At 35.4% G+C, this 12,529-nt stretch carries 12 protein-coding genes; 11 read left to right on the top strand and 1 reads right to left on the bottom strand.

The features are described 5' to 3' along the window. The first annotated feature begins 7 nt into the window (after positions 1-7). The 6 genes from DOK78_RS12640 (at position 8) to DOK78_RS12615 (ending at position 6,479) form a co-directional block, all read left to right on the top strand. Entirely contained in the window at positions 8-928 is a 921-nt protein-coding gene (locus DOK78_RS12640; RefSeq protein ID WP_207871974.1) for an ABC transporter substrate-binding protein, read from the top strand. A 69-nt stretch (positions 929-997) separates the two neighbouring features. Next, positions 998-2,026, top strand: a complete 1,029-nt coding sequence (locus DOK78_RS12635; protein ID WP_207871977.1) for a FecCD family ABC transporter permease — start codon at positions 998-1,000, stop codon at positions 2,024-2,026. A 35-nt stretch (positions 2,027-2,061) separates the two neighbouring features. Continuing rightward, on the top strand, positions 2,062-3,036 hold the full coding sequence (locus DOK78_RS12630) for an iron ABC transporter permease (protein WP_339076259.1): 975 nt from the start codon (positions 2,062-2,064) through the stop codon (positions 3,034-3,036). A gap of 9 nt (positions 3,037-3,045) precedes the next feature. Beyond that, positions 3,046-3,855: an ABC transporter ATP-binding protein gene (locus DOK78_RS12625; RefSeq protein WP_207871984.1), complete on the top strand. Its 810-nt coding sequence runs from the start codon at positions 3,046-3,048 to the stop codon at positions 3,853-3,855. Further along, positions 3,839-5,563, top strand: coding sequence for an ABC transporter ATP-binding protein (locus tag DOK78_RS12620; protein ID WP_207871988.1), 1,725 nt, complete (start codon positions 3,839-3,841; stop codon positions 5,561-5,563). Before DOK78_RS12625 ends, DOK78_RS12620 begins: the two co-directional genes overlap by 17 nt. A 10-nt stretch (positions 5,564-5,573) precedes the next feature. Continuing rightward, complete coding sequence (locus DOK78_RS12615; RefSeq protein WP_207871991.1) at positions 5,574-6,479, top strand: ABC transporter substrate-binding protein; 906 nt, start codon at positions 5,574-5,576, stop codon at positions 6,477-6,479. 58 nt (positions 6,480-6,537) lie between these two features. Here DOK78_RS12615 and DOK78_RS12610 read toward each other — a convergent pair whose 3' ends face one another. Beyond that, on the bottom strand, positions 6,538-7,566 hold the full coding sequence (locus tag DOK78_RS12610; protein WP_207871994.1) for a saccharopine dehydrogenase NADP-binding domain-containing protein: 1,029 nt from the start codon (positions 7,564-7,566) through the stop codon (positions 6,538-6,540). A 260-nt stretch (positions 7,567-7,826) separates the two neighbouring features. Here DOK78_RS12610 and DOK78_RS12605 point away from each other — a divergent pair, with 260 nt between their 5' ends. From DOK78_RS12605 to DOK78_RS12585, 5 genes are all read left to right on the top strand, one after another. Continuing rightward, entirely contained in the window at positions 7,827-8,510 is a 684-nt protein-coding gene (locus DOK78_RS12605; RefSeq protein WP_207871997.1) for a response regulator transcription factor, read from the top strand. Between the two features lie 160 nt (positions 8,511-8,670). Next, positions 8,671-9,702 (top strand): siderophore ABC transporter substrate-binding protein, encoded by a 1,032-nt coding sequence (locus tag DOK78_RS12600; RefSeq protein ID WP_243430395.1) that lies wholly within the window; start codon positions 8,671-8,673, stop codon positions 9,700-9,702. A 19-nt stretch (positions 9,703-9,721) separates the two neighbouring features. Next, a complete protein-coding gene (locus DOK78_RS12595) occupies positions 9,722-10,732 on the top strand; it encodes an iron chelate uptake ABC transporter family permease subunit (protein ID WP_207872001.1) in 1,011 nt (336 codons plus the stop codon). A 9-nt stretch (positions 10,733-10,741) separates the two neighbouring features. After that, the gene (locus tag DOK78_RS12590) at positions 10,742-11,767 is read left to right on the top strand and encodes an iron chelate uptake ABC transporter family permease subunit (RefSeq protein WP_243430396.1); all 1,026 of its coding nucleotides are present in this window, start codon (positions 10,742-10,744) and stop codon (positions 11,765-11,767) included. Beyond that, entirely contained in the window at positions 11,764-12,516 is a 753-nt protein-coding gene (locus tag DOK78_RS12585; protein ID WP_207872004.1) for an ABC transporter ATP-binding protein, read from the top strand. The genes DOK78_RS12590 and DOK78_RS12585 overlap by 4 nt, the downstream gene beginning before the upstream one ends. Positions 12,517-12,529: the final 13 nt, after the last annotated feature.

Raw genomic sequence — 12,529 nt, 5'->3', positions numbered from 1 at the left:
GGATGAAATGAAAAAGTTAACGTTGTTTGTTGCTTTATTAGGTTTAAGCAGTTTTTTAGCTGCATGTACAAATAAGAGTGGTTCAGAAGAAAGTGCTGAACCAGAAACTAAAGTAGTTGAGACAGAAATGGGTGAAGTAGAGGTTCCAATCAATCCGAAAAATGTTTTGGTGAATTGGTATGTTGGAGATGTCTTAACCTTAGATGTAACACCAGTGGGCTACTCTGGTTGGGCTCAAGAAACAATGCCTTTTTATGATGAATTAAAAGATGTCCCTGCTATTGAAAAATGGGAAAAAGAAGAATTACTTTCTTATGAACCTGATTTGATTGTTACTTATAATCCGGAAGATTATGAAAAATTATCAAAGGTTGCGCCGGTTGTGGTGATTTCTGAAGATAAGAGTTCAGAAGAACGTTTGGAATTTTTAGGGGAAGTTTTAGGTAAAGAGGAAGAAGCTACAGAAGCGATTGATACATTTGAAACAAAATTGGCAGATGCAAAAGAAAAATTTTCAACCGATGCTTTCAAAGATAAAACGTTCAGTATTTTTGAAGACTGGGGAAGTGATTCTTATGGTGTCTATTATGAAACTGGTTCACGTGGAGGGACTTTGTTATACGATTATTTAGGCTTGAAATTAGCACCTAAGTTAGAAGAGTTGATTGAGTCTTCTGGCGAAGGTCGCGGTTCTTTGTCTTATGAAGTAGCTGCTGATTATTTTGGTGATTATATTATCTGGTTCTTACAAGAAGGCAAAGAATCAGAATTTGAAAAAACAGAAATTTGGAAAACAATCCCAGCAGTTGAAAAAGGAAACATCACAACTGTGCCTGGAGAATACGCAGGTTTATTCTATTATTCTGATATAGCCAGTTTAACAGCACAATTGGATTATGTAGTTGAAAATCTAAACATCAGTGAATGATTTTAAAGAAGACTTCCTGATTATCTTGGGGAGTCTTTCTTTCTAATTATTCAGTAATGGAGTGAGAGTATGCAAAATTTGGTAAAACCAAGACAACAAAATGGTTCTTGGAATTTTACATTTAAAATGGCGATAGGATTGCTGTTATTGATTTTGATTACGGCAGCATCTATTTCTTTTGGTGCGGCAAAAATGGACTTTACGACGGCTTGGGGAGCTATTTTTAATTTTGACAGTCGTTTAACTGAGCATCAAATCATCCGTACATTGCGTCTTCCGCGGACCATCGCAGATATTATTGTAGGTTGTAGTTTAGCAATCTGTGGGGCGATTATGCAAGGAACAACCAAAAATCCATTAGCTGATTCAGGATTGATGGGAATTAGTTCGGGAGCGACATTTGCGATTGCTTTATGTTTATCTTTTTTAGTGAATCGAACGTATGGGCAAATGATGTTTTATGCTTGTTTAGGTGCTGCGGTGACAACAGGATTAACTTATTTCATTGCTTCGGTTGGTCGTGGCGGAATGACACCGCAACGATTAGTTTTAGCAGGGTTATCCATTTCGATGTTATTTGGGGCATTAAGTTCTTATCTGTCGATTCGTTATCGTTTAGGTCATGCTTTGACTTATTGGAGCGCAGGCGGAACAGCGGGGGCGAAATGGAGTGAATTAATGGTAATTACGCCATTTTTTGTACTTGGCGTCTTAGTTGCTATTGCTTTGTCTCCTTCAATTACTATGTTGAGTTTAGGTGATGAAGTCGCCATTGGTTTAGGGTTGAATACCAAATTGGTGAAAGGCATTTCGACAATAGTAGTGCTTATTTTGACAGGGTTATCCGTTATCGTAGTGGGTCCTGTCAGCTTTGTTGGGTTAATTATTCCCCATATGATGCGTTATTTAGTCGGTGTCGATTATCGATATATCATTCCTGCTAGCGCATTATATGGTGCAGTATTAACTGTTGCGGCGGATTTAGTTGGACGTTTAATCAATCGCCCTTTTGAAACACCCATTGGGATTATCTTCTCCGTGATTGGTGTGCCGTTCTTTTTATACTTAGTAAGAAAACAACGGAGGGAATTTGAATGAAAACGTCGAAGTTTAACTTACGAAGAAACCTCCTAATGACATTTGGGTTAATTTTATTAACGGTTTTTGTTGCTGTAATTAGCATTAATTCTGGAAAAATGAATTTAGCACCTAGTGAAGTTTGGCAAGTGTTGTTGGGAAATGGCACTAGCCAGCAAGAATTAATTGTATACGACTTTCGTTTGCCACGAATTGTGTTAGCTATTTTGGTTGGTATCGGCATGGGTGCATCAGGAACCATTATGCAAAGCTTATTGCGCAATGATATGGCAAGCCCAGGAACATTAGGTATCAGTTCCGGCTCTGGCTTATTTGTCTTATTGTATATTGGAATTTTTTCAACAAAAGGTTTTTCTTCGCCTTTTGCGATTCCAATTTTGGCTTTTATTGGAGGGATTATCTCAGCATTGATTATCTTTTTCTTATCCTACAATAGAGGGCGTGATATTTCACCGACCGGCTTAATTTTAACCGGAGTTGCTGTGAGTAGTGGATACAGTGCATTAACAACTTTAGTGACATTAAAATTAGACGATCAAGATATGGAATTTATTCAACGCTGGCAAGCAGGAAACTTATGGGGCGATGAATGGCGGTATCTGGTTATTTTGGCACCATGGGTAATTTTACTGTTAATTTATACCATTTATAAATCCCGAGTGTTAAATACCTTAAACCTGGGAAATGAAACAGCAACTGGGCTGGGTGTCGCTGTCAAACCAGAGTTTATTGGTTTATCGTTAGCTTCAATTGCTCTAGCTTCTGGTAGTGTCGCATTAGGCGGCAACTTTTTCTTTGTGGGGATGATTTCACCACATATGGCACGAAAATTAGTGGGACCCAATCATAAATTTTTCTTGCCAGTTTCAGGAATTATCGGTGCTATTATTATTTTATTATCAGATACAATTACTCGCTCAATTAGTTTTGGTAGTGATGTTCCTACGGGGATTGTAATTACGGTGTTAAGTACACCATACTTTTTATATTTGTTGGCTAAAGCCAATTAGGAGGGTTATATGAATCACATTGAAACCAAGTCATTAGCAATCGCGTATGAAGATGCTTTGATTGTTAATGAGTTAAATTTAGCTATTCCAACTGGAAAAATCACGTCGATTATTGGCCCAAATGGCTGTGGAAAATCAACCATTTTAAAAGCTATTGGCCGCATTATTAAGAAAAAAGCAGGCGTTGTTTATTTAAATGGTAGTGATATCAATAAATTGTCAACGAGAGAGATTGCTAAGAAAATGGCGATTTTACCACAAACGCCAACTGCGCCTAATGGACTGACAGTCAGTGAATTAATTGCTTATGGTCGCTTCCCTCACCAAAAAGGCTTTGGAAAATTAAAAGAAGAAGACAAAGAATTAATTGATTGGGCATTAAACGTAACAAAATTAACTGAATTTCAATATCGTGAAGTCGATAGTTTGTCAGGAGGGCAACGGCAACGAGTCTGGATTGCCATGGCTTTGGCTCAGCAAACAGAGCTGATTTTGCTGGATGAGCCAACAACTTATTTAGATTTAGCACATCAATTGGAGATTTTGGAATTACTGCAGCAATTGAATCACACACAAAATTGTACGATTGCAATGGTCTTGCATGATTTGAATTTAGCTGCTCGTTTTTCGGATTATATGGTTGCGATTAGTAAAGGTAAAATCGTCCGTCATGGAACAGCAATGGAAGTTCTCACGCCATCTGTTTTAAAAACAGTTTTTCAGATTGATGCCAAAATAGTTATTGAAGAAAATACACAACGACCAATTTGCTTAACTTATAACTTAATTAAGGAGAATGCGAATGACAGTTTTATTTAGGGTATTAAAAGATTCAAAAAAGTATCATGGATACATTGGTTTAGGCATCTTAGCTAGCGGATGTGCAACGATTGCTAGTCTGTATGCTCCTTGGGCGATGCAACGCTTAATTGCTTTAATTACCAGTGGAGATCCAGATGTTGCACGAAAATCCTTGATTATGGGGGTAACGCTACTCGGTGTTTATATTTTGCAAGGCGTATTTAATTATATCAAAGGGTATTATACACATTTAGGCGCATATAAATACGTAGCAGAATTACGACTAAAAATTTACGACAAATTGCAACATTTATCTTTACGCTATTATAGCGACAAACAAACAGGAAATTTGATGAGTTACGTGATGAATGATGCAGGAGGCGCAGAACGTTTATTTGCCCATGTTTTTCCAGATTTTGTGGTTCATGGCTTAACGTTAATCGCAGTTGCTTTTATGTTATTTACAATTAATGTGCCATTAGCACTTTTAAGCTTAGCAAGTGTGCCTTTAATTATTTTCGCCAACTACCTTTATTCAAAGCGAGCATTTCCTTTATGGGGAAAAAATGCCAAAGTGATGGCTGAAATGAGTGGCACGTTACAAGATAATTTATCGGGAATGAAAGAAATTCAAGCGTTTAATCAACAAGCCAGTGAAAAAGAACGGATGTCACAAGCTATCAACAAAGAACGCGATGCCATGTTACAAGCGATAAAAATGGATGAATTCGTTCGTCCGTTAATTGGCTTTTTTAGTTCTGTGGGCTTAGTAGGAGTCATTATTTATGGTGGGTATTTGGTTTCAATTAATCAAATGGCTGTCTCAGAACTAGTTGGATTTATTTTGTATTTAAATCTCTTTTATGCGCCCATCAATGTTTTATCGTCTCTCAATGAAAGCACCAATAATGCGATTGCTAGTTGTCAACGAGTATTTGAGTTGTTGGATGAAGAATCTGAAATTCAAGAAAGCAGTGACGCACAAACAATTGCTAAATTAACTGGCAGAATTGACTTACAAGATTTAGGTTTTGCATATAAAAAAGAGCAACCGGTACTTCAAAACATTAATTTGACCATTGAACCAGGAGAAACAGTGGCTTTAGTCGGTTCTACTGGTGTTGGGAAAACGACGATTAGTAATTTATTGAATCGTTTTTATGATCCTACACGAGGTCGGATTTTATTTGATGGTGTGGATTTGAAGCAACTAAAATTAAGTACTATTCGCGACAATATCAGTATGGTATTACAGGATACCTTTTTATTTAATGGAACAGTTTTCGAAAACATTGTCTACGGATTGAAACACGCAACAAAAGAACAAGTAATACAAGCGGCTAAAGCGGCGAATGCCCATGATTTTATCGAATCATTAGAAAATGGTTATGATACTTTGATTGGTGAACGGGGATTTAAATTATCAGGAGGTCAAAAACAAAGACTATCAATTGCACGTGCGATTTTAAGAGATACACCGATTTTAATTATGGATGAAGCAACATCCTCTTTGGACACCAAAACTGAAAAGGAAATCCAACAAGCGTTAGATAAAATCGCTATTGATCGTACGACGATTGTTATTGCTCATCGCTTATCCACCATCCGCCATGCAGATAAAATTGTCGTATTAGCTAATCGTGAAATTTCGGAAGTCGGTACACATGATGAGTTGTTGCAACATGCAGGTGTTTATGCACAATTATGTCAAAATCAACAAATTTAGGGGGAGAAAAATGAAAAAAGTTAGCATTTTTTTATTAGCACTATTTTTAATGTTCTTAGGTGCTTGTAGCAATCAAGAAAATAAAGGAACCGAAAAAGAAAGTAACGAAACTCGTACAATTGAAACAACATTAGGTGATGTAGAGATACCTGATGTTCCACAACGCGTCATTGTAACGTATAACTTAGGTGATGTTTTGGCGTTAGGAGTAAAACCAGTCGCAACCTATGATGCAACTGGCAAAGCCTATGAAAAAGAAGTCGCTGATATACCTGTTTGGGATACGTTTGATGAAGAAACAATTATGGCGTATGAACCTGATTTAATCCTAGTTATTTCTGAAGATGATGTGGAGAAAATGTCGAAAATTGCACCAACGATTTTCGTTCCTTTTACGGAAATGTCAATGGAAGAACGATTAACCTTTTTAGGAGAAGTCTTTAATAAACAAGAAGAAGCGAAAACGTTGTTAGCTGATTTTGATCAGCAAATTACAGATGCCAAAGCTAAGCTTGAAGAGAATGGTATCTTGGATCAAACAGTCAGTATCTTTGAAGGAGATTATGATGGAAATGGCAGCATCTGGGTTTTTGGTGATAAATGGGGACGTGGTGGCGATTTAATTTATAGTCATTTAGGCTTAAAAGCACCAAAAGTGATCGAAGATGAAATTATTGGGAAAGACCAATATCGAGAATTATCAATGGAAGTCTTGCCAGAATATACGGGTGACTTTATTATCTTTTCTGGTGAACAAGGTGGTTTAGCGGACAATAAAGTATGGCAAGCAATACCTGCTGTTCAAGAAGGAAAAATTGTGCCTATCGACTTTGACTTATTTTATGATATTGACATTTATTCATCAAAAGTACAATTAGATTACTTAGTGGATGCAATGATTCAAACAGTTAAATAAAACGATTAGCGGGGAAATGCATACATTGATATGTTTCCCCGCTAATCTTAGTATGGTTTCAATATGCCTCATAAGTGAGTCGAGGTAACTTAGTGACTACTTCATTTAAGGTAGTCAATTCATTGATTAAATAGTTTCCTGCAGGCACAGATGAGTCTAGAAGTTTAAGAACCATTAATGTTGCAATTTCGCCAGTTATTTTTGCTTCTTCTTTTCCGTAAACAACAATCATTTTGGAAGGCATTTCTTGAGGACTAGAAATTTTTACTACGAATTCATTACTCCCGATTATTCCTTTTCTCATGGTTAAAGCCAAGAAATCTAAGACTTGTTTATTTTTTAAAATTGTTGCAAGTTTCGTCTTTTTTAAAAGAGCTAAACTTTTGGTTATCCAGCTTACATCAAACCCTAAGTAGGTCGTATAATGACGAGTAGAATCATTTAGTGCTAAAAGATGTTGGTCAGCAAAATCAAAATTATAGGTTGTTTTTTTTCCATAGCGCGGTCCAAATGTTGCATTTTTTCCTATTGTAAAATTAGACACTGGTTTTTGGTAATGAGGGAGGCTATAAGAACTTGTTAACTGTGAAAAGGTCCAATCAATAGCTGCTTGTCCATGCTGATCACCAATGCCTAATAAAATATCAATATCAACTGATTTTGTATTTTCGTACGTCGCTAAATAATCTGCTACAGCTAAATTGGTAATTCCTGGTGCTAAGCCAATTCCTGTTAATGTACGAGAGAAAGGGCTAGGTAACTGATCAACTTTTTTTAGAAAAATACTGTTAGCAGTAATATCTAAATAATCAATTCCTAGTCTTTGACATTGTTGAATAAAACGAGTCTTTTTTTGATCAAGACAAACAATCACCATCTGGATATCCGCTAACTGGGTATCATCAATGGACTGGTTCAAATCAATTTGTCGAGTTTCAATAGCAATAGGTAAAGATTGTGCAAAATAAGTCATTTTCTTTTGATTTCTTCCCATGATTAAAAGATTTTGTTTTCCATGATGAATCAGCTGTTGCACAATAACGCTACCGACTTGACCATAACCGCCGATAATTGCAATTTTTTTCATTTTACACCTCCAAGAAGATATAAAAGACATTTTATATCTTTTATTTTAAAAATAAAAAACAAGAGAATGTCTCTTGTTTAGATTAAAGACTCTATTTGTCTATAATAGTAGGTGTTACTTAAAAATGTCAAGTTGAAATTTAGAAAAGGCAATCGCACATAGATTTTCAATAGTTTTTACTAAAACATAAATGTTGTCTGTCGATTTATTGTTGGTTATGATAAGAGTGTATAATAAATAGATGATAGAAAGGAAATGAGATGAAGAGGGTATTAGTTATCAAGAATGAGCGTTCTATTTCAAAGAAAATTGTTAGTGGTTTGTCGCAAGAAGGCTGTTTTGATTTAACGTTACATAATGAAAATGAGGGGTTACGTATAGTTTTTGAACAACATTGGGATATTATTATTCTGGATTGGGATGACTTAAGTATACCTGGACCAGAAATTTGTAGACAGATTCGAATGAGTACCATGATTCCAGTAATTATTTTAACTGATAATGTTTCAAGTCAGGATTGTATTGCTGGCTTGCAAGCAGGTGCCGATGATTACATAAGAAAACCCTTTGTAATAGAAGAATTAATTGAACGAATAAAAGTGATTTTACGTAGAGGAAATTTTGCAAATTTGAACACTACAAACTTTTATTATTTTAGGGATATATTTATTGATGAAGCACGTAATTTAGCGATAAAAAATGGCGAAAATCTTTCATTGACACAGCGAGAATATGAATTGCTATTGTTTCTAATAAAAAATAAAAATAGTATCTTAAGTCGAGAATTAATTTTAAATCAAGTATGGGGATATGAAGTTGTTGTCAATCCGAATGTTGTTGATTTATACGTTGGCTATTTAAGGAAAAAGATCAATTGCGAAAAAAGCAATCGCTATATTCAAACAGTTCATGGTCGTGGCTATGCCATGCTTGAACAGATTTAGAGAAATGGACTATTTCTCTTTTTTTATTGATTGTTTGTCTCACAAGATTTTCACAGAATTACCGATTATACTTTTAATTATACTAAATGAAAATGATTATCACTATCAGTGATTGTTGTGTTCGTTCACAAGTATAGATAGAAAGTTGAGGAGAATGTCTATGAAAAAAAGTTTGGGTTTAAAAGTAATGGGGTTATTATCTGTTTTAGTATTAGCAGCTTGTACAAATACAAATGATACAAAAAGCGACACAAGCAAGGCATCAAGTTCAAGCGCGGTTGTTGAAACATCAGAAAATACCAATAAGACTGTCGAAATTACGGATGCTCATGGAACAGTTACGGTTCCTGTCAATCCTGAAACAGTCATTTCATTGGATAATAGAACTTTTGAAACATTATCAGATTGGGGAATTGAGTTAGCTGCGGCTCCTAAAGATGTTATGTATGCAGATTCGCCTTATGTCAGTGATGAAGCTGTTCAAAATATTGGTAATCATCGTGAACCAAACTTAGAAATCTTAGCTGCTGCTGAACCAGACTTAGTAATTGTTGGTCAAAGATTTGCTGGATATTATGAAGAAATCAAAGAATTAGTTCCGAATGCAACGGTGATTGATTTAACCTTTGATGTATCTGAAGAAGCAGATAAACCTGGAGAAAATTTAGTAAACGGCTTAAAAGATGCAACGGTGAGTTTAGGACAGATTTTTGATAAAGAAGCAGAAGCAACACAATTGAATGCTGATTTTGACGAGGCTATTGCCAAAGCAAAGGATGCTTATAACGGAACTGATACTATAATGAGTGTAATTGTGAGTGGTGGAAATATTGGATTTTCTGCACCACACTCTGGTCGTGTTTGGGGTCCAATGTATGAAATCTTTGGTTGGATACCAGCATTAGAAGCAGATGGTTCGACTTCTGATCATCAAGGTGACGAAGTTTCAGTTGAAGCTATTGCTCAAAGCAACCCAGATTGGATTTTTGTCTTAGATCGAGATGCTGCAACGTCTGAAGCAAGTGAATCAGTACCCGCACAAGATGTGATTGATGAATCACCTGCACTTCAAAATACAACCGCTATTACTGAAAAACAAATCGTTTATGCACCGGCAGATACTTATACAAATGAATCTATTCAAACTTATTTAGAATTGTTTGAAAATCTTGCAACTACTTTAGCGAAGTAGTGTAAAGGAGAGTATCAAAGTGTCAAAAAATAAATTTACTAGGGTTGAGAGTTTCTCTCAACCCCAGTTTTATCATCCTAGGAAATTATGGACAAAATCTTTTATTTTAACTTTGATTGCAGTTCTAGGATTAGCAGTAGTGTCTTTATTTACAGGAGTTTATGACATTCGTGGACAAGAAGATGGCTTAGACATGTTCTTTATTACAAGAGTACCAAGAACTTTTGCATTAATGCTGACAGGAGCAGCAATGGCGATTTCGGGTTTAGTTATGCAGTTGCTGACACAAAATCGTTTTGTTGAGCCAACAACAACTGGGACAATTGAGTGGTCAGGTCTAGGCTTGTTATTGGTTTATTTGTTGTTTCCTTCTCCTAGTTTAGTCTTGCGAATGACTGGAGCAATCATTTTTTCTTTTATAGGAACAATGGTTTTCTTTTTATTTTTACGACGCGTGAAACTACGCTCGTCTTTAATCGTACCTATTATTGGTATGATGTTAAAAGGCGTAATCTCTGCTATTTCAACTTTTATTGGTTTATTGTTTCAAATGACACAAAATATTGAAACATGGTATATCGGTTCTTTTGCAGCTGTTCAAATTGGTAGGTATGAATATCTATGGTTAATTGTCTTAGCGGCTGGTTTAATTTACCTTTTTGCAAATCAATTAACTTTAGCGGGGTTAGGTGAAGATATTACTACGAATTTGGGCGCGAATTATAATGGGATTATTCTTGTAGGAACATTATTGATTTCTTTTACAGTGGGAATTGTGGCTGCTGTAATTGGAAATTTGCCATTTTTAGGCTTAATCGTACCTAATATTGTCTCGATGTTTCGAGGCGATGATTTAAGAAGTAACTTACCGTGGGTTTGTCTGATAGGAATGGCAACAATCATTATTTGCGACATCATCTCTCGAACAATTATCATGCCTTTTGAAGTACCAGTATCACTAATTTTAGGAACAGTAGGCGCCATTTTATTTATCGTTATATTATTTAGTCAACGAAAGTTAAGGAGCTGATTTGAGTTAATGGAAAAAAACAAAACACTAGAAAATCGCTCATCTTCAGTTTTTCGTACAAAAAAAGAACAAAAACGATATTGGATATGGCTATTAATTTTTATTGCTTTAGGATTGTTTGCTTCCTATGGATTATTGGTTTTTAATAATCCTGTTCCTATTCATTCACCGTCATTTGTTCCTATTGTGAAAAGAAGAATCGTGGCGCTAATCGCTATGCTGATAGCGGCTGTTTGTCATAGTTTGTCGACAGTAACATTTCAATCTGTCACTAATAATCGGATTATCACGCCATCGCTTTTAGGATTTGAAGCACTCTATTCTACAATTAATACCAGTGTCATTTTTTTGTTTGGCGCAACAGCTTTAATTAATTTTAAAGGAATCGGTGTTTTTATCTTTCAAGTTTTTATGATGGTGCTATTAAGTTTATTACTGTATGGATGGTTATTGTCAGGGAAATACGGTAATTTACAATTAATGCTTCTAGTAGGGATTATCATTGGTGTAGGATTGAGCTCTGTATCAAGTTTTATGCGCCGTCTTTTAGCTCCTTCTGAATTTGATTTATTACAGTCCCGTTTATTTGGTTCAGTGAACAATGCAGAGTCTAGCTACTTTCCAATTGTTATACCAGTAGTCATTTTGATTACTGTATTATTTTTTTTACAAGCAAAAAAATTGAACTTATTATCTCTTGGAAAAGATGTATCTGTTTCATTAGGCGTGAATTACCAATTAAATTTGATTTATGTTTTGGTACTGGTGGCCATTTTAATGTCTATTTCAACGGCTTTAATTGGTCCAATTACTTTTTTTGGATTTTTAGTCGCAACGTTAAGTTACCAAGTCACGCCTACTTACGATCATAAACATTTGTTTTTAATGGCGATGGCGATTGGCTTTTTGATAATAACGAGTGCTTATTTTTTTATGTACCATATATTCAATGCTCAAGGAGTTGTTTCAGTCATTATTGAATTATTCGGGGGCATTATCTTTTTAATAGTAGTGTTAAGGAAGCGATCATTATGATAAAAATGAACAATGTAAAAAAAACATATACAGAAGAAGTGAAGATAGGACCATTAAATCTTGATATTTCTACATCTTGCTTGACGTCTTTAATAGGTCCGAATGGCGCAGGGAAATCCACGACATTATTAATGATTGGACGACTTTTAAAGATGGATGAGGGACAAATTCAAATCGCCAACATGGATATTTCTTCTTCCAATTCGAAAGATTTAGCCAAAATATTGACTATTTTGCGACAAGAAAATCACTTCATCACGCGATTAACCGTGAGACAATTAGTCAGTTTTGGACGTTTTCCTTATTCAAAAGGAAGACTAACGAAATCAGATGAACAAATCATATCTAAATATATTGATTTCTTGAACTTAACAGCGCTAGAAAATCGTTATCTTGACGAACTTTCTGGTGGGCAGAGACAAATGGCGTATGTTGCGATGGTATTATGTCAAGAAACAGAATATGTTTTACTGGATGAACCTCTCAATAATTTAGACGTTGCTCGTTCAGTACAGATGATGAATTATTTACGAGAAGTTGTGGATCAGCTAGGGCGAACGGTGTTGACAGTTATGCACGATATAAACTTTGCAGCGAAATATTCAGATCGAATTTGCGCAATGAAAAATGGTCAAATTGCCGCTAACGGAACAGTAACAGAAGTAATGAAGTCGGAAATATTAACAGATATTTTTGAAACTAAAATTGATGTTATTGAAGGTCCATATGGTCCGTTAGCTATTTATTAGTGAAATAAACCAC

This window comes from Enterococcus sp. DIV2402, assembly GCF_017426705.2.
Classification (GTDB): domain Bacteria; phylum Bacillota; class Bacilli; order Lactobacillales; family Enterococcaceae; genus Enterococcus_F; species Enterococcus_F lowellii.
This window is presented reverse-complemented; position numbering and strand designations above follow the sequence as displayed.